Origin of the sequence: Rhodococcus sp. 14-2483-1-2, assembly GCF_002259405.1 — a bacterium.
In the GTDB taxonomy this organism is placed as follows: domain Bacteria; phylum Actinomycetota; class Actinomycetes; order Mycobacteriales; family Mycobacteriaceae; genus Rhodococcoides.
Genome location: NZ_NPFW01000023.1, coordinates 250,207 through 275,513, shown reverse-complemented (window position 1 = coordinate 275,513; position 25,307 = coordinate 250,207). Strand labels below are relative to the sequence as shown.

General features: G+C 62.1%; 15 protein-coding genes. 11 read left to right on the top strand and 4 right to left on the bottom strand.

The window, feature by feature from the left end; all coding sequences use genetic code 11:
• The first annotated feature begins 34 nt into the window (after positions 1-34).
• Positions 35-526, top strand: coding sequence for a GNAT family N-acetyltransferase (locus tag CH295_RS26515; protein WP_094742429.1), 492 nt, complete (start codon positions 35-37; stop codon positions 524-526).
• 214 nt (positions 527-740) lie between these two features.
• Here the strand turns inward: CH295_RS26515 and fepB are convergent, their stop codons facing one another.
• Positions 741-1,748, bottom strand: a complete 1,008-nt coding sequence (gene fepB, locus CH295_RS26510; RefSeq protein ID WP_094742428.1) for a Fe2+-enterobactin ABC transporter substrate-binding protein — start codon at positions 1,746-1,748, stop codon at positions 741-743.
• A 93-nt stretch (positions 1,749-1,841) separates the two neighbouring features.
• Between fepB and CH295_RS28155 the strand changes: the two genes are divergently transcribed.
• On the top strand, positions 1,842-2,042 hold the full coding sequence (locus CH295_RS28155; protein WP_212556221.1) for a hypothetical protein: 201 nt from the start codon (positions 1,842-1,844) through the stop codon (positions 2,040-2,042).
• A gap of 424 nt (positions 2,043-2,466) precedes the next feature.
• Here CH295_RS28155 and CH295_RS26500 read toward each other — a convergent pair whose 3' ends face one another.
• From CH295_RS26500 to CH295_RS26490, 3 genes are all read right to left on the bottom strand, one after another.
• Positions 2,467-3,018: a hypothetical protein gene (locus tag CH295_RS26500; RefSeq protein WP_094742426.1), complete on the bottom strand. Its 552-nt coding sequence runs from the start codon at positions 3,016-3,018 to the stop codon at positions 2,467-2,469.
• Positions 3,015-3,422 carry a hypothetical protein gene (locus tag CH295_RS26495; RefSeq protein WP_094742425.1) on the bottom strand — a complete coding sequence of 136 codons (408 nt, stop codon included), beginning with the start codon at positions 3,420-3,422 and terminating at the stop codon, positions 3,015-3,017. The genes CH295_RS26500 and CH295_RS26495 overlap by 4 nt, the downstream gene beginning before the upstream one ends.
• A gap of 1,076 nt (positions 3,423-4,498) precedes the next feature.
• Positions 4,499-5,245 carry an SDR family oxidoreductase gene (locus CH295_RS26490; RefSeq protein ID WP_094742424.1) on the bottom strand — a complete coding sequence of 249 codons (747 nt, stop codon included), beginning with the start codon at positions 5,243-5,245 and terminating at the stop codon, positions 4,499-4,501.
• Between the two features lie 309 nt (positions 5,246-5,554).
• On the opposite strand from CH295_RS26490, the gene CH295_RS26485 reads away from it, so the two are divergent.
• The 9 genes from CH295_RS26485 (at position 5,555) to CH295_RS26440 (ending at position 25,275) form a co-directional block, all read left to right on the top strand.
• The gene (locus CH295_RS26485) at positions 5,555-6,772 is read left to right on the top strand and encodes a cytochrome P450 (protein ID WP_094742423.1); all 1,218 of its coding nucleotides are present in this window, start codon (positions 5,555-5,557) and stop codon (positions 6,770-6,772) included.
• A gap of 142 nt (positions 6,773-6,914) precedes the next feature.
• Positions 6,915-8,117: a ferredoxin--NADP reductase domain-containing protein gene (locus CH295_RS26480; RefSeq protein ID WP_170946098.1), complete on the top strand. Its 1,203-nt coding sequence runs from the start codon at positions 6,915-6,917 to the stop codon at positions 8,115-8,117.
• Between the two features lie 34 nt (positions 8,118-8,151).
• Entirely contained in the window at positions 8,152-8,616 is a 465-nt protein-coding gene (locus tag CH295_RS26475; protein ID WP_094742421.1) for a flavodoxin domain-containing protein, read from the top strand.
• Positions 8,617-8,697: 81 nt separating this feature from the next.
• On the top strand, positions 8,698-9,099 hold the full coding sequence (locus CH295_RS26470; protein ID WP_094742420.1) for an AAA family ATPase: 402 nt from the start codon (positions 8,698-8,700) through the stop codon (positions 9,097-9,099).
• Between the two features lie 960 nt (positions 9,100-10,059).
• A complete protein-coding gene (locus CH295_RS26460; RefSeq protein ID WP_170946097.1) occupies positions 10,060-10,917 on the top strand; it encodes an ABC transporter substrate-binding protein in 858 nt (285 codons plus the stop codon).
• Positions 10,918-11,011: 94 nt separating this feature from the next.
• Positions 11,012-12,034: a FecCD family ABC transporter permease gene (locus CH295_RS26455; protein ID WP_094742569.1), complete on the top strand. Its 1,023-nt coding sequence runs from the start codon at positions 11,012-11,014 to the stop codon at positions 12,032-12,034.
• Positions 12,031-13,104, top strand: a complete 1,074-nt coding sequence (locus tag CH295_RS26450) for a FecCD family ABC transporter permease (protein ID WP_212556220.1) — start codon at positions 12,031-12,033, stop codon at positions 13,102-13,104. The genes CH295_RS26455 and CH295_RS26450 overlap by 4 nt, the downstream gene beginning before the upstream one ends.
• A 31-nt stretch (positions 13,105-13,135) precedes the next feature.
• A complete protein-coding gene (locus tag CH295_RS26445; protein WP_094742417.1) occupies positions 13,136-13,978 on the top strand; it encodes an ABC transporter ATP-binding protein in 843 nt (280 codons plus the stop codon).
• A gap of 161 nt (positions 13,979-14,139) precedes the next feature.
• Positions 14,140-25,275 (top strand): non-ribosomal peptide synthetase, encoded by an 11,136-nt coding sequence (locus CH295_RS26440; RefSeq protein WP_094742416.1) that lies wholly within the window; start codon positions 14,140-14,142, stop codon positions 25,273-25,275.
• The last annotated feature ends 32 nt before the right edge of the window (positions 25,276-25,307 follow it).

Here is a 25,307-nt window from a genome sequence, read left to right as displayed (position 1 = left end):
CAGCGACCTCGGGCCAATCCAGCTGGGGCGCTTCATGCCGGGCGACTTCGCCGATGTACATGCGTTCGCTTCAGATCCTGTGGTGTGCCTCCATCAAGCCTGGGGGCCGAACACGGTCGAGGACACACACGAATTTCTCGACGACGCCGTTGCGGTTGTCGATGGCAGGTATCAGCTGGCGATTCTGTCCGGAGGCGTTGTGGTCGGTTCCGCTGCTGTGTGGACCACGAGCACAGTGCACGGAACCGGTGAACTCGGGTTTACTCTCCATCGTGATTTCTGGGGGCGCGGCTATGGCACTTTGGTGGCCCAAGAGCTGGTGCGACTGGGATTTCATCGGCTCGGTCTCGAACGCGTTGCTGCGACCTGCCGACCAGAGAACATCGGTTCGGCGCGGGTGCTGGAGAAGTCGGGATTCCGCCGCGAAGGACACTTGCGGGATGCCGTGGTCATCAGAGGTATTCGGCAGGATTCACTGGTGTTCGGACAGCGTGCCGCCGACTATCCGGGACCGCTAAGTCCCTGAAACATCCATCCTGTCAGACGGTAGTTCCGTCAGTCTCATTCTAAGAGAATGTATGTGCCGTCGCTCGATGGAGGAGTGCGCGCATCGTCGTTTCGAGCGCAAGAAGTTGGCGTGGATTTCGGGACTGTGTCCGTTGACCCGCTCGACGACGGCAAGGGCCTTCGAAGCTGCCGTACCTCTTGGCAGTTGAGCCGCTTAGGGCAGATATCGAAGGTCATTGCTGTCGCTGACCGGTGAGGCGTTCGACGAAATTGGTGGCGCTGTAGAAATCCAGGCGGAAAGTATCGACGCCGACCGCGTATACATCGCCTCCGATGACTGCCGGTGTCTGTGCCAGCAACGGGTCTGCGATATAGGTTGCGGTGTCGGAGTCGTCGGCGTTGACCAGGATGACGGTGTTTCCGATGAAGGCACGAGTGAAGTTCTCCGGTGCGACCGGAACGATGTCTTTGCGCGTGCTCATGGGTCCGTTACCGGTGACCGGGAGCTCCGCGAGGCTGAAGCCTAGTTCGGTCAAAAGTTTGCCTTGTGCGGATTCGGCGGTCCACACGTTCGCGCCATCGGGCCCGTTGTAGACCAGCGCGGTGGTGGGTTGCGGTGGAAGCGTCATGGTCTTCTTGGCGTCGGCGACGGTCCGTTCGAAGCTGTCGATGGTGGCGAGGGCGTTGTTTTCGTGGCCGGTGGCCTCACCCATGATTGTGGTGACGTCCTGCCAGGTCTTGTTGCCGTAATCGAGGACTATGGTCGGCGCGATCTGGCTCAGTTGATCGTAAAGTTCGGCGGCCGAATCGGCACCAGTCTTGGACACGACGATGAGGTCGGGGTCGTAGGCGATGACGTTCTCGACGTCGAGGTCTCCGCTGGGCAGCGGCTCGACGCCGCGTTCGTCGGCGACTTCGCCCCACTGGGTGAAGAAGCCTTGTTCATCGGCCACTTCCGAATTGGGGGAGGTGGCACCGCTGGCGACCACTGGCGCGCCGACGGCGAGGAGACTCCCGGTCAGGGTGACCGCGGTGGAGACGATCCGCTCCGGCTGTGCCGGTATTTGTACTGGTCCTTGTTCGGTGTCGACGGTACGGGGCCAGGTTGAATCCGCGGACGCTGTTGATGACGCACCCGCCACGGCTGACGAGTCATCGGTAGAAGAGCATCCTGCGAGGGCAAGTGTCGCGGCCAACGTCAGCAGCGTCGTTCGTGCGAGCGTGCGCGTCGTGTTGTGCACCGTGGCTCCATCCTTCTTTCGTGGTGGTTAGGTTTGCCTAAGGTTACGCGACGTGACGGGTCGGTGTACGAGTGCACTACCGACGATCAGATCATGGACCTACTACGCGGAGGGCAGGGTGTGTTCGGTATCGACATCGGCCACACCACCGCCGATGTCGCCGCAGCCGTCGTCGATCTCCCGTCCGTCCCGACTACTGAAACCGTGGCTGCGGCTGCGAACGAGCGCGGGCATGCAGCCATGGTGGTGGATGAGTTGGCCGCACGCGGGGTCGCCGGTCGGCGCAGCGCCTGACTTCGAGAGGAGAACGATGCATCTTCTCGGTTGCGGGATGCATCTCGAACTATCCGCGTCGCATCCACCTGCGCCTGTCGAAGAAACGGGACATGGTCGACGTTGATCGTCACCGCATTGACCCGGTTGGCGGCGCTACCCGCGCCCGCCTGACCGCATTACACCAACCCGACGACCCCGAAAGAACCCCTACCTCGAGCAGATACCGAGCGCTACCGATCGGTACCGGTCGCTCCATCGTGCGCCCACAGGCTCAAAACACAATCCCGGCCCGCTCAGGCCAGCACATCACTGTGGAGAAAGATCGAGGCTAAGACGAAGATTGAGCCCAGCCCCGCTTCTGAGCCGCGGTCGCAGCGAGGAAGAAGCCATCAATTCCAATGATCCAGAGCGTACTGGTGCGAGCGTTTCGGGTAAGCCGACCTTACAGTCGGCGTAACGGAGCTTCGACCAATCCCTTGGCAGTCACACGGGCAACGGTGAGGACGACCGCCGGAACAACCATGACGACGCAATAGGCAACAAGTGCAACGAAACTTGCGATCCAAGTCGTAGTGTGGCTAGCGATTACGCCGGTGGAATGCTGATCTGCCATCGCGCGATCACGCCAGCGCGGTAGACGGCCGGTTCCAGACTGCGTACGGGCAGCAGCCCGCGCGCGAGCGGCTTTCGTGTCGAAGGCGAAACTGGAGATGAACAGCGCGACCCCGACTACGAACTGCGCGACCGAAAAGCCTGGAGTGGCGAGAATTCCTGTTGCACGATCGAACACGGTCCGTCCACCTGCGAGCAGTGCGACACCGATTGCGACGTAGGTGGTCAACACTGCAGTCAGGTAGAGCAGGACGCGATGTGCACGAATCCGTCCGGGGACTGTCAGGAGCCAGACGGGAACGAGGAGAGTGCCGACGCTCAACGAGTCGGTCAGTGCCAGGACGACCAGCGCACCCAGTTGGTCTAAGGGGATAACGGTCACTGCGGTCCTGCCCGAAGCTTCTTCTCGCATACTGCAATTGCGCCTGCGCCCTCCGCCCGATCCTCAGCGACCACGGCACCGTCTTGCACGATACGGCACGCGATCCAGCTTGCCTGCTCTGATGCGGTGGCTTCGACCGTCGATCCCGACAACGGAAAGGGCACATCGAGAGGCACCTCGAACGTTGCTGCGTACGGCAATGGTGTGTCTTGCTCTCTGACGCGTTGCGGATCTTCCCTCGCGTCGACCTCGACATGCAGCGTACCGGCCATCGCAGCGTCGCTGGTGACCTCCACCTCGACAACCATCGATGTTGTCGGTTCGGATTGCGACCAGGGGGCGCAGCCGGTCATCGCAAGTGCGCCGAACACAGTAGTCAGGCTCAGCAGCTTCGTCTTTTCCATTATTCGAACCCCTTTTCTCTTGATGCAGAATGTGTTGACTGATTAGCACAGCCATTCAAGCATTTGGGGGTTGGGCTTGGGCCGAGACAATCACGAGCTCACCATGCGGAGGGGCCTCGCGGCCGGTTACCGTGTCCGTGCGGACCGTTCGTGTCGAGCACGGCTGCGCGGTGACTGGATCACTATTTACATTGCCGTACCCCACACCGCGCCGCCGTGGAGCACCAGCTCCGGTGGCGTTCCGCGTCCCAGCACCCACCCGGCCACGCTTACAGGCATGCTCTAGCGGGCCACACGCACCCCTACGGGCTGCACCGAATCGAACTCCGCTCCGCTCTCAAAAGAGCGAAAAAAATCGAATTTCTTTGTGACGTAGGTGGCTTCTCCGAGCATCCATCACCCGTGCCCGCCGCCTCAACCCCTCGCTCCGCTGCGCTACGGCCGAAGGCTCCGAACACTTTTCGTCGAGCAGTCGCTGCGCTCCCACGAAAACTGCCGTTCACGTCGGGCGCACCCGAGGCCATCGTGTTCGCACGGCGAGACCGGCGCCGATATGCGCAGTCACCTGCTGCGCCGTCGGACCTCCGCGCTCGTCGACGCACCGACCCAGTTGGAACTGCTCGGCCTAGGTGGCACCGGGCCCGCTAACCGGGCAGACGTTGATGGACTACGTGAAGCTTCGCAGGACGCTCGACCCTGGAACTCGCTCAACACTCACTCAACACTTTGATCTCGGTTCGGGTGGTTCCACCAGAACTTCGGTGGATACTTGCATCGCGGAAACGGCTGGCCGGATGGTGTAAGTGGATCCATATCGGTCCGCAAATCCGTGTGAGTTACTACTAAGAGGTTAGGGGTTGCGAATCCCCCTGGGGCGCACAACGAAGAGAGCCTCAACAGCGGTTGCCCGCAGTTGAGGCTCTCTATTGTTGTTCAAACGTGTTTCCCGCCCGACGCAAACGCTCTGTGGTGAGCGTGAACTGTTGGTGTGCTTCGAGTTGCTGTGTACGGTGGCGGCGCTTCTGCGATCCCTTCTGAGCCGGTCTCGTCAAAGTCGTAGAGCGGCCCACGGGGCGCTATTCGTCGACGACCGCTCCGGCGCAGTTGACCAATCCACCGTCAACCAGGTACTCCGATCCGGTCGAGTACGTTGACTCGTCCGATGCCAAGTAGACCACGAGGTTGGACACCTCGATGTCCTCCCCGATGCGCCTGATCGGTGCTGCAAGTGAAGACAGGTCCATCCCCTCGGTCATTGGGGTCTTGATTGTGCCGGGGTGAACCGAATTCGCTCGAACGTTCTTGCTGCCAAGTTCGGCCGCAACGGTTTTCGTCAAACCCCGGACGGCGAACTTCGAGGCAGCGTACCCATGCTGCCCGGCGCTGCCGGTGATTCCTGCAGTCGAGGAGATATTGACTATCGACGATGGTGCTGAATCGACCAGCGCGTTGCGGGCTGCCTTGATTCCGAGAAACTGTCCGGTCAGGTTGACGGCAAGGATTGCGTTCCACTGGTCGAGCGAGTAATTGTCGAGAAATCCAAAGTTGACGATTCCCGCGTTGTTAACCAATACGTTGAGCTTGCCGAATTCGGAGATAGCGGTGGAAACGGCGGTGTCCCAGTCATCTTCGCTCGTGACGTCCAAGTGTACGAAACGTGCACTGTCCCCCAGTTCATCTGCGAGGAGCGAGCCCTGGTTGTCGAGGATGTCACCGATCACGACTTGACCACCTTCCCGTACGACGGCGCGTGCGTGGCTCGCTCCCATGCCCTGTGCGGCGCCGCTGACGATAGCTACTTTTCCTGCGAGTCTGCCTGTCATGAGTTAAGTGCTCCTGGTGTCGGTTCGGTAGAGAGTAACGGCCGAAAACAACCAATCGGCCGTTTGAGAATTGCAGCCGCAGTCGCATCCGACGACCACGGAAACGGGTTACATGATCACCTTCGGCCCTGCTGTCGAATTGGGGCAAGGTGGTGACTGCGCTTCAAGTCGAGTAGTAGCTACTCTTGGACGATTGGGTGACCGCTATCACAGTGGGTGAGCGGCATGTTGTGCGTACGCAGCCGACCGCATTCCGACTCACGACCGCAGACTCTGTGGTCACCCGTCTACATGTAGGAGACCTGACCAATGACTGCCGCAGCCGAGCCCACGACCAGTTTGTTCACTACAGCTGACCATTACCACACTCCACTTGGTTCGGACGGGACCCCGCATGCGTTCTTCGAGGCGCTGCGCGACGAGGCCGAGACAACACCGATCGCGTGGAGTGAGGCCTACGGCGGACACTGGGTGGTCGCGGGCTACAAAGAAGTTCAGGGCATCATCCAAAACCCAAAGGCGTTCTCCAACAAGGGCGTGACTTTTCCTCGCTACGAGACCGGGGAGTTCGAGCTGATGATGGCCGCTCAGGACGATCCGGTCCACAAGAAATACAGGCAGCTGGTCGCTAAGCCGTTCTCACCCGAAGCAACCGACCTGTTCACCGAACAGTTGCGTCAGACAACCCACGCCTTGATCGACGATCGCATCGAACTCGGGGAAGGTGACATCGCGTCCTGGTTGGCGGACGAGATTCCGGCCCGACTCACTGCCATCCTCTTAGGTCTCCCACCCGAGGACGGAGACACCTATCGTCGGTGGGTGTGGGCGATCACCCATGTCGAAAACCCTGAAGAGGGTGCCGAGATATTCGCGGAGCTGGTCGCCCACGCGCGGAACTTGATCGACGAGCGACGCAGGAACCCGGGCGGCGACATCATGTCACGAGTAGTCATGTCCGAGGTCGACGGAGAAAGACTCTCCGACGACGACCTTGTAGGTTTCTTCACTGTTTTGCTGCTGGGAGGCATCGACAACACTGCTCGATTCTTGAGCTCTGTGTTCTGGCGTCTCGCATGGGATATCGAGCTCCGACGTCGCTTGATTGCTCATCCTGAGCGGATACCTGCCGCAGTTGATGAACTGTTGCGTTTCTACGGTCCCGCCATGGTCGGGCGTCTCGTAACCGAGCGGATTACAGTCGGAGACGTCACCATGGAACCGGGTCAGACCGCCATGCTGTGGTTTGCGGTAGCCAACCGCGATCGGTCGATATTCCCTAGCGCCGACAACATCGTTCTCGACCGAGACACGAATCGTCATCTCTCCCTCGGACACGGTATCCACCGCTGTCTCGGCGCTCATCTCATCCGTGTCGAGGCGCGAGTCGCGGTTAGTGAATTCCTCAACCGCATACCTGATTTCGCTCTGGACCCAGACAAGGAGTGCGAGTGGCTCATGGGTCAGGTCGCAGGAATGCTGCATGTACCGATCGTATTTCCCAGGGGCAAGCGATTGAACGAGTGACCGAAAGACGGCGAGCGTGCAGGCAGGAATCTGACGACCGGCAAGGGTTCACAAGGAGGGAAACACTTTGCTCGACCACCCAGCGACCATACAGGTCCTCGGTCCATCTCAAGACAAACGTCGTTCTCCGCACATTGCGATCGTGGGCAGTGGTCCGTCCGGCTGCTTTACTGCGCAGATGTTACGCAAGCAATTGCCGCAAGCAGCAATTGCAGTTTTTGATCGCCTACCGGTTCCGTACGGTCTCTTACGCTATGGGGTCTCACCGGATCATCAGGGCACCAAAGCAGTTACCCGTCAGTTCGACAAGATGTTCGGAAGCGGCGAGGTCGATTTCGTAGGAAATGTCTCTGTTGGAAAAGACGTCTCGCTCGACAGGATGCGAACACTGTTCGACGTCGTTGTACTGGCGACGGGTCTGGCGACCGATCGTGCCGTGCAAGGCGTCTCGGGAGATCGGGTCTACGGTGCTGGCAGGGTTATGCGTTGGTTCAATTCTCACCCGGACGAACTGCTGTTCGAGCCTCACTTCGGCGATCGGGTGGCGATCATCGGCAACGGCAACGTCGCGGTTGATGTGCTTCGCCTGCTGTCGAAGGGTGCTTCCGCGTTCGTCGGTAGCGACCTGGATCCGCTCAGGCTCGGACACAAGCCGTCACATATCCATGTCTTTGGGCGTTCGGCTTTATCGGCGGCGAAGTTCGACAGCGTGATGATTCGAGAATTGGCTTCCATTGACGGCTTGGCCGTCACCGTAAATGTTCTCGATTCGCTCGATCATCAGGACCCAGGGGTGCGGGCAAAGGCCGAGGCCTTGCGGGATTTAGCTGACGGAAGCGCCTTGGAGCGACCCCGAGTGCGGATCGAATTCAATTTCGGATGGCAGCCTCTCAACCTGGAGATCGCCGGTGGTGCACAGCAACTCGGTTTGATAAGCACCGATGGCCTGTCCACGGCACGGCAGATCGAGGTGGACAGTGTGGTGACAGCCGTCGGGTTCGCCCCGCAGGACTGTCAGCCTGAGTCGGGCCACACCTCGACCGGATCGGATCCAGAAGGCCTGTATCGCGTCGGCTGGCTAGAAAGGGGTTCGGCCGGTGGGATACCGCACAACCGGGCGGACGCAAAACTTCTCAGCTCGCGCATCGTTGCGGATCTGGCTGACGAGACAACAAGCACGGGTAGGCGTGGACTGCGTGCGCTGGCTCCCGAACTGCACGATAAAACAGTAGATTTCGCAGGTTGGAAGCGAATCGACGAATTCGAGTCGGCACAGCAGAGGGAGGGGCGTTGCCGGGTAAAAGTGCCTGACATTGCCACGATGATCGAGATCGCCCGAACCTGAGCCCCGAAACTTAGTAGAGAAAGCATGGATAGCTATGAGTGTCGTCGTACTTTATGGAACCGAGACCGGCAATGCCGAGGAATGCGCAATCGAGATCAGCAGAGTCATGGGCGAGGTCGCTCCGGTCGATGTTCACGATATGAGCGACTACAGCCCGCAACAGCTGCTCGCATCGGGAGCTGGCACTGTGGTCGTAGTGACCGCAACGCACGGCGAAGGCGAGTTGGCAGGCGGCGGGGTGCGGTTCTTCGACGCCCTCCTGGCGATGTCTGCGCGGTTGGAAGGTGTCCGCTTTATGGTTTTCGGTCTCGGTGACAGTTACTACACGACGTATAACCGAGCGAGCGAGATAGTGGTTGAGCAAATGAGCGCGCTGGGTGCTACGCAACTTGGGGCGACCTTTCGTTACGACGCATCGAGCGGAGACGACCCAGAGGAACTCGCTGGAGAATGGGCCAGGGAAATGCGAGCGGTCATCGCGGCGTCGGTCGCGTCCTGACCGCAGGCGACAAAGTGACGTGAACGGTCGAGTCTGCCGAAGTTGCACACAGGCAAGGAGTGTTGGAGTTGAGTGGTTAGGATGTCAGAGCAATTAGTGGCTCCGCCGGTCGCAGATCAGTGGCCATTAGTGGGTCGAACAGGTGAGGTCGCCGACATCTGTGCACGCCTGCAGTCGGGCCGCGGTGTGTTGTTGGCAGGTTCGGCTGGCGTCGGCAAGAGTCGACTCGCAGCAGAGGCACTCAAGGTCCTCGGTGGCCAGGGCATCCGCACAACGCGGGTGAGCGCGACATCGTCCAGCTCGAATATTCCACTCGGCGCGTTCGCGCCGTTGGTTCCTGCGAGTGCGTGGATTCAGAAGAACGGCGGAGTCACGCAACGCGCCGACTTGCTTTCCAGATTCGCCGACATGACTCCGGCGGGCTTCGGCAGCACATGCGCCGCCGATCCCGCGGCGTTCTGCGCGCGCTCTCGCTGGCTGTAAGCCGAGAAGCTATCTGCACGGCGTAGCTACACGACAGTCTGTGCTACTCAAGGTAGAGGTGGTTTAATAGGTGAGGATGGCCTAATCTAGGTGGAAGGTGCTTCCGCCGATGGTGGTGCGCGGCCTTCTTGCCTCGATAACACTTAGGAAGGCTTTTCAGCATGCCGAAGTCCTCTCGTTGGATCTCTGTGCGCTCTTTGCCTTCCCTTAGCGGATGCGGCCCGGAAGGTCCGTTGATGGGGTCGGCACCCTTTTTGCCTGGCTCACCGATGAGTGCGCCGTCGGATGTGACCTGCGACTCCGCCGGGGGCCGGTGGGGGAGGTGCTGACCTTCGAGTTCATGAACGACGATGTGTGCCCCGCCGGGTTCGTCGCAGCTCCCGATGAACTGCGGATCACGATCCACGCGCTGGTCATCCAGGCCGACTGGCTGCGCTGCGACCTGTCTAACCCCGTTCCCGACGAGCAGCAGCGAGGGACGTGTCAGCCTTGGCCGATCAGTCGATCCTCGAACTCACGTCGCCAGTCGATTCGGTGTTCGCCATCCGCCCGCTCAAGGCACGGGCCGCCGCCGTCCATGTGATATGCCGAGCAGCCGAGAACCTGCTCTCTGGGGACCGGGTGTTGCCGATCGAAGAGACTGTCGACCTCGGAGACCTCGATCGTTTTCACCGTCCACGGCTCCGACCTACGCCACTGTGGCCCACGCCCCGCACTGATCCAGAGAGCAATACCCACCTTCAGGGCAGGTACGGCCGTCGACGAGTGCGTAACTTCCACTGACCCCTTCACCCTCCAAGCAGAAAGAAGAGAACAACAATGACAATGCCCCCTTTGAGACGACGAGGCGCGGCACTGGCTGCCGCCGTGTTGAGTGCTGCACTTGTCCTCACCGGCTGCGGGAGCGGCGGTGGCAACGACTCCGGCAACGCGCAGAGCGGATCAGCAGAGGGCTATCCCGTGACTGTCGACAGTGATCTCGGTGAGGTCACACTGACCAAGAAGCCCGAGAAGATCGTAGTCGTGGGAGACGCGCGCTATGTCGATGTGCTGGCTGCACTCGGCGAAGCGCCGGCAGTATTCGGGTCGGGTGAGGACGAACAGACCACTCTCAAGTCCTACCCATGGTTGGAGGGGCAGTACGGGGCATACGACGACAAGATTTTCCCCGCTTACGAGATCGACGCCGAGGCTATCGGTGCCCTACAGCCAGACCTGATCATCCTCCAGACCTTCGGCAATCTCGATGAGGGCCTCCAGAAGCAGCTCTCGGCGATAGCTCCTGTTTACGCAGACGACAACCCGGAAAATTGGGAGAACGCAGTGACCACCATGGGTGCGGTCACCAACAAACGTGAGCAAGCTGAGAAGCTCGTTTCCGACATGAAGGCCGAGTTCTCCGCCGCTCGCGAGCGCATCGCAGGTTTGCAGGGCAAGACGTTCTTCGCCGGTTCCATGCTCGATGGCAGTCTGTATCCCCTCCCTGAGATGGGTATCTTTGCCAGCGAGCTGGGACTGATTCCCGCGGACAACATGCCCGTGATCCCCGACCGAGGTGATCCCATCTCGGCAGAAAACCGTGACCAAATCACAGCCGATGTCGTATTTGTCGCCAGCTTTGCCAGCGGCGCTCATAAAGACCTCGAAAGCGATCCGCGGTACGCCGACCTGCCTTCCGTCAAAAGCGGAACAATGGTCATTCTCGAACCGCTGATCGGCCTCGACAATATGACCGCCGTTGCACCCACAACTGTCCCGTGGCTGCTCGAGCGAATCCTGCCGGGCCTGGAGAAGTCCGCACTGAACACCGTTCAGTGACGGACCGGCCAACAAAGTCGTGCGCACGTCGATCAAAGTCGTTGCCTCCATCCCGGATTCCCGGGATGGAGGCAACGCGCCGCACGCTGCCACGGTGGAGCGCCGCCCGGTCGCCGCCACCAACTCCCGTCGACTCATAGGCTTCGTGGCGTGCTTGCTCGGACTCGGATTTCTGCTGCTGGTCAGCGTCGCGGTCGGATCGAAAAACATTCCGCTGGACACGGTGCTGGAGGCTCTCGGTAACAAAACCGGCCAGGGCGATGCCTACGTAATCTGGGATCTGCGCATCCCCCGTACCGTCGTCGCACTAGCGGTCGGCGTGGCCCTCGGCGTGTCGGGTGCTCTGATCCAGGCCCTGACTCGTAATCCTCTCGCGGACCCCGGCATTCTCGGTGTGAACGCCGGGTCGGCGTTCTTCGTGTCCGTCGGTATCGCGGTGTTCGGGGTCGCCTCGATCAGCGGCTATGTCTGGTTCGCGTTCGCCGGTGCTCTGGTGGTGACGGTGGCGGTGTACATCATCGGCTCCGCCGGACGCGGCGGTGCCGATCCGGTGCAGCTCGTCCTCGCCGGTGTCGCCCTCGGTGCGGTCCTCAGCGGACTGGTCACCGCGATGGTGCTGCTCAGCCCTCGTGCATTCGAGCAGATGCGTAACTGGAACGCCGGCAGCGTTACCGGACGAGGATGGGACGTGCTGCTACCGGTGCTGCCGTTCCTCGTCGTCGGGCTCGTGCTCGCGGCTGTGGCAGCTTCGGCGCTGAACGCGGTCGCCCTGGGCGACGATCTGGCCAGGTCCCTGGGCGCGAACATCATCCGCACCCGGGTCATCGTCATCCTCGCGGTGACGTTGCTCGCCGGTGGTGCGACAGCGATCGCCGGCCCGATAGGGTTCGTCGGACTCATGATCCCGCACGTCGCCCGCTGGATCGTCGGCCCGGACCAACGCTGGATCCTTGCCTACACCCTTCTGCTGGCCCCGTCGCTGGTCGTGGCTGCCGACATTCTCGGACGCGTCCTCGGGCCAGGCGACAGCGAGTTCCCTGTGGGTATTGTCACCGCGTTCGTCGGCGCTCCGGTCCTGATCATCCTCGTCCGGAGAAGGAAGGCGAGTGGACTGTGAACACCACGGTCGGAAATCCGTCGCGACGGGTGAACTTCCGCCACCGCACGGTGGTGGTGCGTCGCTCGCGATTCGCGGTGCGGTGGCAGCTTCGGTCGATCCTCGTCTGCGCCGTTCTCCTCGCGGCCACGGTGGTGGTCTCGGCGTGGGCGGTGACGCTAGGAAACTACCCGATCACCCTGGACCAGGTATGGGGTGCGCTGATCAACGACCCCGACGTAGGCTTCGCCCGCACGGTCGTCGTCGAGTGGCGGTTACCGCGAATTCTCGCCGCGGCCGTGTTCGGGGCGGCGTTGGGTGCATCGGGTGCGGTGTTCCAGTCCCTGACACGCAACCCGCTTGCCAGCCCGGACATCATCGGTTTCTCCGCCGGTTCCTTTACCGGCGCGCTGGTGGTCATCATTCTCATCGGCGGTTCTTACCTACAGGTCGCCGGCGGGGCGCTCGTCGGCGGAATCGCCACAGCAATCACGGTGTATCTGCTCGCGTGGCGTGGCGGGGTCCAGGGCTTCCGGCTCATCGTCGTCGGCATCGGCCTCAGCGCGGTGTTGGGTTCCCTCAACACCTGGCTCATGCTCACCGCCAAACTCGACGTCGCCATGTCCGCAGCTGCATGGGGTGCCGGCTCACTCAACGGCACCACGTGGGAGCAGGCCACCATCGGCAGCGGGGTCATCGTCGTGCTGACGGCGGGACTACTGGCCTTGGCACCGGCGATGCGCCAGCTCGGACTCGGTGACGATGCTGCCAAGGCCACCGGCATTCGGGCCGAACCTGTCCGACTGGCCGTTGTCGTGCTCGGCGTAGCTCTCACTGCGACCGTCACGGCGGCCGCGGGGCCGATCACCTTCATCGCGCTGGCGGCCCCGCAGATTGCCCGACGCCTCGCCCGCACCCCCGGGGTCACGATCATTCCTGCCGCATTCACCGGCGCTCTCTTGCTGGCTGGTGCCGATGTCATCGCCCAGCACCTGCTCCCGGTCGTCCTACCCGTCGGCGTCGTCACAGTTGTCGTCGGTGGCGGCTATCTGGTGTGGCTGATCATCCGCGAGGTACGACACCGTGCCTGATACGCCACCCGATGTCTCCGAAAGGACCGACATGTCCCTCGCGACCAATCCCGCCACCGACACGACTCCGCACATCACGGGGCCCGGACGATTGCACGCCCAGAATGCAACGATCGGATACGACAAACGCATCATCTCCCAGGCGCTGTCGGTGTCGATCCCCGATGAATCGTTCACCGTGATCGTCGGGCCGAATGCCTGCGGCAAATCCACCCTGCTCCGCGCCCTGTGCCGATTGCTCAAGCCGTCCGAAGGACAGGTAATTCTCGACGGGGCGGACATTCATTCGTTCAAGGCCAAGGAGGTGGCACGGCGGATCGGGCTTCTGCCGCAGACCTCGATTGCTCCTGACGGGATCTCGGTCGCCGATCTGGTCGCGCGAGGACGTTATCCGCATCAGGGACTGCTCCGGCAGTGGACCGAGGCCGACGAGCAGGCTGTCGTGAGGGCGATGGACAACGCCGCCGTCACCGACCTCTCTGATCGATTGGTCGACGAGCTCTCGGGCGGGCAGCGGCAACGGGTGTGGGTAGCCATGGCGCTTGCACAGGACACCGACATTGTGTTGCTCGACGAGCCGACCACCTTCCTCGACATCACCCACCAGATCGAGCTGCTGGAGCTGTTCACCGATCTGCACCACGTTGGCCACACCCTGGTCGCCGTCCTGCACGATCTGAACCACGCCGCCCGCTATGGAACCTATCTGATTGCGATGAAGGATGGGGCCGTAGTTGCCGAAGGCACCCCCGCGCAGGTCGTGACCGTTGAGCTGGTCGAAGAGGTGTTCGGTCTGCGTTGTCTGGTGGTGCCCGATCCGGTGGCCGGCACACCCCAGGTCGTGCCACTGGGTAGAAACCGGACTCGGCCCTAAGGGCAAGCGTCGAGACAGGTGCGCGAGAAGCTAGCTTAGCCTAAGCTTCATTGCGGTTGGCGCTGCTCTCGGAGCAGTTGGGCAGAGTGAGTCCGTCATTCTCCACTTGCCGATCAACCGCCATGACAGAGAGATATTCGCGCGGCTAGGCCTGGACTTGAATGTCGAAGAGTGGAGACGTGTTGTCATTGACGACTGGTGACTATGTGGAGTTGACGCTGGGCCAGCAAGGAACCTGGGTGGCCCAGCAGCTTGCTCCAGGTGCTTCCGTGTTCTACACGGGTGGGGCGATCTGGCTGAACGGTCCGATAGATACGACCAGATTCACTACCGCAGTCGACATCGTGTTCGCCGAAACCGACGCTTTGCGGGTTCGCTTCGGCGACGCCGGCGGTGCCCCTTTTCAATACGTCGACACGTCGATGACCCTCCAGACGACGATCGTTGCCGGGAACCATGACGACGACCAGGTCCGGGCGATCGCTCGTCAGCGACTATCCGAAATGCCGACCACCTATTCGGAGCCTTCGACCAGTTCCACTCTTGTCGGCCGGGCGAATGAGACTTGGGCATGGCTGTTCATTTCCAACGACCTGCTGGTTGACGGATACAGCGTCTCGCTGTTTGTCCGCCGAGTCGCCGAAGTCTATTCAGCGTTGCTGGCCGAGAATCAGGTCCCCGCTCGGTGGTTCGGCAGTCTTGCCGAGGCGTCCCGCGCGCTCGGCTTGCAGTCGCAGAAAGTGCAGGCCCTGGAGTATTGGAGTCAGACGCTCAAAGCAGATGAGGTCGAACCGCATTCTGTCGGACGGCAAGGCCCAGACGATCTTGCTGAGGTATTCGCATTCTCCTACCGGCCCAGTGTCACCTCGATCAGCGACGAAATGTACGCGCGCCTCAAAGAAATGGCGCGAGAAGCGCGAGTCTCGTGGACCGACCTCCTCATAACGCTCTGGGGCGCTTACACCGCGGTCGCCGTTGGTCGTAGCTACGTCGCCTTACGGGTGCCACTGATGATGCGTGACGGTCGCCATCTACTGAAAACTCCGATCGCGATTGCACGTGTTCTCCCGCTCGTCACTCCGCTCAGACCGTACGACACACTCGCCGACGTTGTTCAGGTGGTCGCCCGGCAGATGAGGGAGATGCGCCGTCACGTATCCGTCGAAGATCACCAAATAGCTCGGCTGTGGTCGGGCAGCCAAGGGTCGTATCTCGCGTTGCCGACGGTCAACATCAAAATCTTCGACGAGATGCTGCACTTCGGTACCGTCGACGCGGTTTCCGAGACGATCAGCCCTGGACTGGTTGGGGCGCTTGATCTTGCTGTATATCGCAATACCGATGGGGGCCTTCGGTTAGCGATTTCTGCAGCCGCCGCCACCGAAGATGCGTCCAATCACAGTGCGCTGTTCGGAAGCTTCCTCGATGACGTGCTTCACGGATCGGTTGATCGGACCGTGTATGAGCTGCTGGTTACTCGACTGTCCGGGTCGGAGTGGCGGCGGCTCGAGGGGTGGTCGCGCGGTGAGGTGCGTGCGGTGTCCGAGGCGACCCTCGATGGGTTGTTGCGGGATCAGGCCAGCAAGACTCCGGATGCGGTCGCGGTCGTCGCTGATGGTGGACCTGAATACAGGTATCGCGACGTCGATGTGCGGGTCAACGCGTTGGCGCGGTTGTTGATCGAGCAGGGTGTGCGGGTGGGTGATCGGGTGGCGGTCGCGTTGCCGCGTTCGGTCGAGCTGGTGGTGGCGTTGGCCGCGGTGTTGCGAGCTGGGGCGGCGTATGTGCCGATCGACCCGGACTATCCTACGCAGCGTGTCCATCAGATTCTTGCTGATGCTGCCCCACGGGTGGTCGTCACCGACCATGCCACCATCGGCACGTATGCCTCCGAGTTCACCGAACACTCGGCACGTGTCCTCGTCCTCGACGATTCGGTGGTGCAGCGGCACCTCGACGCCGGCGCGACGACCGCGCCCGCCCTCTCGCGCCCGCTGTTGCCCAGCGACATCGCCTACGTCATCTTCACCTCCGGCACCACCGGACGCCCCAAAGGCGTTGCGGTGCCCCATGCCGCAATCGTCAACAGACTTACCTGGGGCAATAAGGTGCTCGAGCACAAACCAGACAGTGTGGCGTTGTCGAAAAGTGGTGTGGGGTTTGTCGATGCCGTGACGGAGCTGTTTGCGCCGCTGATCGTCGGTGCCAGAGTCGTGGTGGTGCCCGCCGAAGCCACGCATGATCCGGCGCACCTGCTCGATGCGGTCGCTCGCCATCGTGTGACACACCTGTTGACCGTGCCCGCCCTGGCCGACCTACTGGCTAGCCGCGAGGGCGCAACGGAGGCGCTGGCCTCCGTCCGATGCTGGGTCTCGTCCGGGGAGGCACTCGGGCGCGGCATCGCGAACGCATCGCACGAAGCCGCACCACAAGCGACACTGTTGAATTTCTATGGTTCGACCGAAGTCGGGGGTGATGCCACCATGAGCACCTTCACCGACGCCGGGCAACCACCGATCGGCATTCCGGTGGTGAATACGACTACGTGGGTGCTGGATGGATGGTTGCGTCCGGTGCCTGTCGGTGTGGCCGGCGAATTGTATGTAGGTGGTGTGCAGGTTGCCGACGGGTATATCGGTCGGGGCGGGTTGACGGCTGCCCGGTTTGTGGCGGATCCGTTCGGTGACGAGGGTCGACGTTTGTATCGCACCGGTGACGTGGTGCGCTGGAACCTTCAGGGACAGTTGGAGTATCTCGGTCGGTCCGACGACCAGGTCAAGATCCGCGGGTTCCGGATCGAACCCAACGAAATCCGCGCCATCCTCGAGCAGCATGCCTGGGTATCGAGTGCGGCAATCGTCGCCGTGGATCACCCGGCGGGCGGAAAGTATCTCGCCGCCTACGTGATCGCGTCGGGAACAACGCCGCTCGAAGACCCGATGCTGCTCGACACCCTGCGCGAGTACAGCGCTCGCAGCATGCCCGAGTACATGGTCCCAACCGCGTTCACCCGCATGGACACATTTCCACTCACGGTCAACGGCAAATTGGATCGGCGCGCACTACCCGAACCAGACCTAGCCGCCACAGGCACCGGCGGGCGGCCTCCCGAAACCAACACCGAGATCACCCTGGCGTCGGTGTTTCGCGAAATACTGCGCCTCGGTGATGATGTCGACCTCGGCCTGAACGACGACTTCTTTCGCCTAGGTGGGCATTCATTGCTGGCGACCAGGGCCGTCGCGCACGCGAACTCGAGGCTGGGTTCGGCACTAACGCTGCGGGATGTGTTCGACCATCCCCGTATCGGCGAGCTCACCCGGATCGTTGACGCCGCCGATGTGGCCGATGCTACCGGTCTGCTACGGGTGGGTGACCTTCCCCGCCCGGAAATATTGCCGGTTTCCTATGGGCAACAAGCACTTTGGGTGCTCGATCAATGGGGCGGTCCGGACGGACGGTACGTGGTGCCGATGGTACTGCGGCTGCGCGGCGATCTTGATCCGGATGCTCTGACGGTCGCCGTGCAAGACGTGGTCAGGCGTCACGAAGCACTGCGCACACTACTTGTAGACATCGACGGCACGCTGCGCCAGGTAATTATTCCCGCGGATGACGCGGCTGACCGACTCACTGTGTCTGTAGAAGATTTCATTGGCGCAGATGCTGCGGTCATCGACGCGCGGGTAGGTGAGGTGGCGCAGGATGGGTTCGATCTTGCGGCCGATATCCCGATCCGCGTCGCATTGCTGTGCATCGGCGACGACGAATGGGTGCTTGTTATCGCGGTCCATCACCAGGCGGTAGACGAATGGTCGTTCCCGTCGCTGCTCGGTGGCCTATCGATCGCATACCAGGCGCGGACCGCTGGGCAGAAACCCGGCTGGGATCCGCTGCCGATCCAGTATGCGGATTACGCGGTCTGGCAACGAGAGGTACTAGGTGCGGCGTCGGACTCGAATTCGCGCCTTGCTCATCACCTTGAGTACTGGTGTGACGTACTCGCGGGCGCACCGGACGAGTCCTCGATCACGGCGAACCGGACGCGACCGGCACCGCCGACCCATCACGCCGCATATCTGAAGTTCACTATAGATTCACAGGTGGTAAACGGTCTGCGGCAGGTCGCCGCTGACCACAGGGTCAGCATGTTCATGGTCGCCCAGGCCGCGACCGCGCTCACCGTCTCGGCGCTGGGCGCGGGCGCGGACGTGGTAATCGGTTCGCCAGTCGGTGGACGCACCGAGGACGGCCTTGAAGACCTGGTCGGCTACTTCGTGAACACGCTACCGATCCGCCACCGATTCCATGCCGGTGACTCGATCGCCGACGTACTGAGGGCGACCAAGAACACCGTGCTCGCCGGATTCGAACACCAAAACGCACCCTTCGAGGAAATCGCCCGAGCTCTAGGAGTTGAGCGGACCAGCAGCCGAAACCCGCTCTTTCAAATCCTCCTCACGCACCGCGTCGGCGAAAGCCCTCGCAACGACGACCTGTACCTCGGAAATGTCAAGATCGAACCGACTTTTGCCGCGGTGGGCGCAGTCAAAACCGATCTGGACCTCGACATCCTCGACACCGCCGATGCTCTGGCGGGGAAGCTTGCTTACGCGACCGAGCTGTTCGATGCACCGACTGCCGAGCAATTCGTCGCCGTCTTAACGTCGGTGCTAGGAGCGATCGCCGCCAGTCCGGATACCCGGATCGGTGATCTCGACCTGCTGTCCGGGTCGGAGTGGCGGCGGCTCGAGGGGTGGTCGCGCGGTGAGGTGCGTGCGGTGTCCGAGGCGACCCTCGATGGGTTGTTGCGGGATCAGGCCAGCAAGACTCCGGATGCGGTCGCGGTCGTCGCTGATGGTGGACCTGAATACAGGTATCGCGACGTCGATGTGCGGGTCAACGCGTTGGCGCGGTTGTTGATCGAGCAGGGTGTGCGGGTGGGTGATCGGGTGGCGGTCGCGTTGCCGCGTTCGGTCGAGCTGGTGGTGGCGTTGGCCGCGGTGTTGCGAGCTGGGGCGGCGTATGTGCCGATCGACCCGGACTATCCTACGCAGCGTGTCCATCAGATTCTTGCTGATGCTGCCCCACGGGTGGTCGTCACCGACCATGCCACCATCGGCACGTATGCCTCCGAGTTCACCGAACACTCGGCACGTGTCCTCGTCCTCGACGATTCGGTGGTGCAGCGGCACCTCGACGCCGGCGCGACGACCGCGCCCGCCCTCTCGCGCCCGCTGTTGCCCAGCGACATCGCCTACGTCATCTTCACCTCCGGCACCACCGGACGCCCCAAAGGCGTTGCGGTGTCCCATCGTGCAGTGGTGAACCGACTACTCTGGGGCCGAGACCAGCTGGGTTACACGGCCACGGATCGGGTGTTGCTGAAGACTCCGTTCACGTTCGATGTCTCGGTCCCGGAGTTCTTCCTACCGTTGGTTACCGGTGCAGCTGTGGTCGTGGCACGCGATGGCGGACACAAGGACCCGCACTATTTGCTCGCTGTCATCGAGCGGCACGAAGTGACGATCACGCATTTCGTGCCATCGATGCTCCAGGCATTCCTCGCCTCGGAGCCGAGTCGAACGGCGGTGCAGTCGCTGCGACGAGTGTCCTTCTCGGGTGAGGCGTTGACGGTGTCGGCGGCCGTCGATGCCGACGTGCTCTTCGAAAATGCTGAGCTGCACAACCTCTACGGGCCGACGGAAGCGGCAGTGGAAGTGACTGCCCAACCCCTTGCCGGGGTCGATTTGTCCGAAGCCGCGGGAGTGCCGATCGGCATTCCGGTGGTGAATACGACTACGTGGGTGCTGGATGGATGGTTGCGTCCGGTGCCTGTCGGTGTGGCCGGCGAATTGTATGTAGGTGGTGTGCAGGTTGCCGACGGGTATATCGGTCGGGGCGGGTTGACGGCTGCCCGGTTTGTGGCGGATCCGTTCGGTGACGAGGGTCGACGTTTGTATCGCACCGGTGACGTGGTGCGCTGGAACCTTCAGGGACAGTTGGAGTATCTCGGTCGGTCCGACGACCAGGTCAAGATCCGCGGGTTCCGGATCGAACCCGACGACATCGCCGCTACGCTCGAACGGCACCCTCGTGTGGCTACCGCCGTCGTGGTGGCACTCGATCACCCGGCGGGCGGAAAGTACCTCGCCGCCTATCACACTGGCGAACCCATCACGGCGGAGCTGTTGCGGGACTGGGTAGCGGACCGGCTACCGGAGTACATGATCCCGGCGGTCTTCATCCAGCTCGAGTCGTTCCCTGTCACCTCGAACGGGAAGCTCGACCGCCGGGCCTTGCAGAGGGTAGACCTGGCAGAGCTGGCTGATGCCGGTGGAGGCCGTGACCCCGAAACACCGACCGAACGCGCTCTGGCTGTCATCTTCGCTGAAGTGTTGAACCTGCCCGAGGTCACATCTATCGGTGCCGAAGACGATTTCTTCCGTTTGGGTGGGCATTCGCTGTTGGCGACCCGAATGGCGGCGCGGGCGAACGCGCTGCTGGGGTCGGGGCTGAGTCTGCGGGATGTGTTCGATCACCCCAGCGTCGGCGACCTGGCCGCGATCATCGATACCGCAACCCACAATGATGCCCTGCCAGCTCTGGTTGGCGGTGTGCCGCGACCGGACACGATTCCGGTTTCATTTGGGCAGCAGGCGCTTTGGGTGATCGACCAGCTCGGTGGTCCGAGTGGGCGATATCTGGTGCCGTCGGTGGTACGTCTTGCCGGTGAGGTCGATCTTGAGGCGCTCGCAGCTGCGCTGCGTGACGTGGTGGTCCGGCACGAGCCATTGCGGACCGTGATCATCAACGACGACGGCCCGCTGCGCCAAGTGATTGTTCCGGCAACCGAGCTCGGTTCTCGACTGGCCCTCGTGGCCGAGGATCTCGTCGGCGCCGGTGAGCAGGCGGTCGACGCCAGAGTGCAGGAGACCTTGCATGCGGGATTCGATCTCGCGGTAGACATCCCGGTCCGCTGCAACATCCTTCGGGTCGCCGACGCGGAGTGGCTGTTGGTGTTGGTGTTGCATCACCATGCGGTGGATGAGTGGTCACTGCCGGTGTTGTGGGGCGATCTGTCGACTGCATATCAGGCCAGGATCGCCGGTGCGGCACCGACGTGGGCTCCGTTGCGGGTTCAGTACGCGGACTATGCGCTGTGGCAGCGGGAGGTACTTGGGGACCCGGCTGACTCGCGATCCGCCATCTCCCGGCACCTCGAATACTGGGAAAGAGCCCTCGCCGGAGCGCCTGAGGAAGCCACGATCGCCTCGGACCGGCCCCGCCCGGCCGTTCCCACTCACCGTGGCGAGGACATCGCGTTCACGATCGACGATGACGTGGCGGCGGGTTTGCGGCGGGTGGTCGATGCCCGAGGTGTGTCGATGTTCATGCTCATGCAGGGGGCCGTGGCCTTGGCGGTATCCGCCGTGGGGGCGGGCCATGATGTGATCATCGGCTCCCCGGTAGGTGGGCGAACCGAGGACGGGCTCGACGGGCTCGTGGGATATTTCGTCAACACCCTGCCGATCTGTCATAGGCTCAGGCCCGACGATACGGTCGGCGACGTATTGGACCGCACTCGGCGAACTGTGCTGGACGGTTTAGCCCACCAATCGGCCCCGTTCGAGCAGATCGCGTCGGCGGCCGGTGCCGAGCGAGCGGCCAACCGAAACCCTCTCTTTCAGATCATGCTTACGCACCGAGCCGTCACAGGCGACCGAGACGCGATGGCTTTCCCCGGTGTGAGCGCCGCGCGTCGGTCGGTATCGCTCGGTGCGGTCAAGACCGACCTTGACCTTTATGTGTTCGACAGTGTCGACAAGCTCACTGGCCTCATCACATTCTCGACCGAGCTGTTCGATCGAGCCACGATCGAACGGTTCCTGACAGTGCTGCGGAATGCGTTCGTGGTTATCTCCACTCGACTTGAAACGTCAGTAGTGGACTTACAGCTCCTGCCATCAGCTGATCGCGCCGACATCGAAGTGTGGTCGTCCGGTGCCCGGTGCCCGGTGCCGTTTACCACCGTCGATTCCTTGATGCGGTTGCAAGCTGCGGCGACACCGGACGCAGCTGCCGTGGTGGCGGACGCGGACGGGACACAATGGTCGTATTTCGAGTTCGACGAGCGGGTCAATCGACTAGCCGGCCTGCTGATCGATCAGGACGTGCTGGTAGCCGATCGGGTTGCGGTGATGCTGCCGCGGTCTGCGGATCTGGTTGTGGTTCTCGCCGGAGTGTTGCGTGCGGGGGCAGCGTACGTGCCGATCGATCCCGACTACCCCGGTGGGCGGGTGCAGGCGATCGTGGAAGATGCGACCCCAGTATTGGTCATTACCGACCAGAGAACCGCTGACTCTCAGCGGGAGGCTTTGCAGGGCGTTCGGGTGGTGGTGTTGGATACGGAACCAGTTCGTGCACAACTAGTCTCCGGACAATCGGAGCCGCCGGTTTTGTCGCGTCCGCTCACGCCGGCGGACCCCGCGTATGTGATTTTCACGTCGGGTACCACCGGACGGCCTAAAGGGGTGAAGCTGTCACATAACGCGGTGGTGAACCGATTGTTGTGGGCCCGTGAGGAACTGGAATACACGGCGGCGGATCGGGTGTTACTGAAAACGCCCGCTACCTTCGATGTTTCGGTGTCGGAGTTCTTCCTACCGTTGATCGTGGGGGCGACGATCGTTGTGGCTGCCGACAAGGCACACGGTGATCCTGAATACCTCGTGCAGGTGATCCGACGCCGACAGGTCACCAGTGTGCATTTCGTTCCGTCGATGCTGCAGGCATTCTTGGACGCCGCCACGGAACCAGGCTCCTTCCCTTCGGTTCGAGTCGCGTTGTTCAGTGGTGAGGCGCTGCCGGCGTCGGCCGCCACTCGGGCGCGAGAGATCTTCGATCGTGCCCGGCTGTACAACTTGTATGGCCCGACTGAAGCGGCGATCGATATCACCAGTCACCATATCGACGGACCGCTGGAGAACATCGAGCACATCGTGATCGGTCGGCCGGTCATCAATTCGTCGGTGCGGGTGCTGGACGAGTGGTTGCGTCCGGTCCCGGTGGGAGTGGTGGGTGAGCTGTATGTCGGCGGGGTGCAACTGGCGGATGGCTACGTGGGCCGGCCCGGTTTGACGTCGGCCCGGTTTGTTGCCGACCCGTTCGGTGCCGGTGGTGTCCGGTTGTACCGGACGGGGGATCTGGTTCGCTGGAATGCCGGTGGCGCCTTGGAGTATTTGGGCCGTTCCGACGATCAGGTGAAGGTCCGGGGGTTCCGGATCGAGCTCGATGAGATCCGGTCGGTTCTGGAACGGCATCGGTGGGTCTCTGGTGCGGTGGTAGTTGCCAGAGACCACCTTGCGGGCGGCAAGTATTTGGCAGCGTATGTCACGAGTTCGACCGACTCCGGCGCTGTTGAGGAGAGCGATCTGTTCGGCGCGCTGCGTGAGTACATTGCAGCGGTGGTGCCGGAGTACATGATTCCGGCCACGTTCACTCGGCTTGATACGTTCCCGGTCACGGCGAACGGCAAACTGGATCGTCGGGCGCTACCTGAGCCTATCCGCGGCGACACCGCTGGTGGCCGACAGCCGGAGACCGAAACCGAACTCATGCTGGCGCAGATTTTTCGTGACGTATTGCGCCTGGACGAGGCGATCGAGTTGTCGGCCGATGACGACTTCTTCCGCCTCGGCGGAGACAGCATCATGTCGTTTCAGGTCGTAGCTCGTTCGCGACGGGCCGGGATGCAGTTGAGTAGCCAGGAAGTCTTCACGGCCCGTTCAATCGAAGGATTGGCCCGGGTGCTTGATGACAAGGCGCGGGCCGCGGATCGTGACAGCCCAACTCCGACCGCTGACTCGGTCTCGGAGTCGATGCTGTTGCCTATCGCCGCCGGAAGGGTGGACCAACCAGGGTTCGACTCGTATACGCAGTCATTTGTCTTTGTCACCCCGCCCGATATCGATGCTCAGCAGGTCCGCCGGATCTGGGATCGGGTTGCCGCACATCATCCCGCACTACGCGGCCAGCTTGTGTGGGATTCTGCGGACCGACCAAGATTCGAGATCCGGCCCGAGGACGCTGTCTCGGAGGCCGGTCAGTTTGCGTCCGCGGCAGTCTCGTGGGAATGGTCGTCAGCAGAGTGGTTGCAGCGGGTCCGTTCGACCACCTCGACCTTGTCGCAGCAATTGGATCCATCAGATGGTGTGTTGTGGCAGGCGGCCTGGTTCACGAGCGAGTCGGAACTGACCGGCCGGCTGTTGCTGGTAATTCATCACCTGGTCGTCGACGGGGTGTCATGGCGCATCTTGGGCGACGATCTGCAACATTCGTGGGACCAGGAGATCGGGCGCACGACGGACACGCTGTTGACCTCGGGCACGACAGTGCCGGCATGGGCCGCGGCGCTCGAGGTCCGTGCCTCGGATCCGGACGTGCTCGAGCAAATCGGATACTGGGCAGAGGTGACCGCTGCCGAGGATCCACTCTTGGGCACCAGCCAACTCGATCCGGCGCGTGATACGCGCCGGACTGCAGGGGCAGTGCCCATTTCGATATCGCCGGATGTCGCGAATGCGGTGCTGACCAGACTGCCTCAAGTCCTGTCGGCAGAGCCCAACGAGATCCTCCTGGGTTCGCTGGCAGTGGCTGTCGGTGCCTTGCGGGCTCGGCGCGATGTCACCCAGCGCAGCTTGCTGGTCGCTCTCGAGGGCCATGGACGCGAGGAGACTTTCGTTCCCGGGAGTGACCTGTCCCGGTCGGTCGGATGGTTCACCACCTGGTACCCAGTTGCGTTGAACACCAAAGAAATCGATTTTGTGTCAGCATTGACGGATCACCGTGTTGCCGCTGATGTGGTGTTGCGCGTGAAGGAACAGCTCAGTCAGATTCCGGACCGGGGCATCGGGTACGGCGTGCTGCGCGAGCTGAACTCGCGGGCAAAAAGCGCACTGCGCACGGGGGCCGTGCCGCAAGTGGTCTTCAATTATCTGGGTCAGTTCGGTGCCGACGGCAACGGTAGCCGCGGGGTGTGGTGCACCGCGCCCGAGGCACCGGGAATCAGCGGCTTCGCCGACCCGACTATGCCGTTGGCCAGCGTGCTGGAAATCAATATCGCCGCCGTTGATGGTGGCACCGACGGCAAGTGGACTTTGCAAGGCGGCATTTCCTACGCATCCCACATCCTCGATGACGCAGATGCGCGAGAGCTCCGAGACCTATGGATCCAAGTACTCACGTCGCTGGCGCACGAACCCACAACCAACGAGAATCAGGCTAGCCTAGCCTGACTAACACCCGAGACGTATGCGATAGATTTCTG

Bases quoted from the DNA above. Each gene is read 5' to 3' on its own strand.
- CH295_RS26440 (WP_094742416.1), top strand. From the start codon at position 14,140: ATGTCGAAGAGTGGAGACGTGTTGTCATTGACGACTGGTGACTATGTG.
- CH295_RS26495 (WP_094742425.1), bottom strand. From the start codon at position 3,422: ATGGAAAAGACGAAGCTGCTGAGCCTGACTACTGTGTTCGGCGCACTT.
- CH295_RS26445 (WP_094742417.1), top strand. From the start codon at position 13,136: ATGTCCCTCGCGACCAATCCCGCCACCGACACGACTCCGCACATCACG.
- CH295_RS28155 (WP_212556221.1), top strand. From the start codon at position 1,842: ATGGACCTACTACGCGGAGGGCAGGGTGTGTTCGGTATCGACATCGGC.
- CH295_RS26490 (WP_094742424.1), bottom strand. From the start codon at position 5,245: ATGACAGGCAGACTCGCAGGAAAAGTAGCTATCGTCAGCGGCGCCGCA.
- CH295_RS26515 (WP_094742429.1), top strand. From the start codon at position 35: ATGCCGGGCGACTTCGCCGATGTACATGCGTTCGCTTCAGATCCTGTG.
- CH295_RS26470 (WP_094742420.1), top strand. From the start codon at position 8,698: ATGTCAGAGCAATTAGTGGCTCCGCCGGTCGCAGATCAGTGGCCATTA.
- CH295_RS26475 (WP_094742421.1), top strand. From the start codon at position 8,152: ATGAGTGTCGTCGTACTTTATGGAACCGAGACCGGCAATGCCGAGGAA.
- CH295_RS26485 (WP_094742423.1), top strand. From the start codon at position 5,555: ATGACTGCCGCAGCCGAGCCCACGACCAGTTTGTTCACTACAGCTGAC.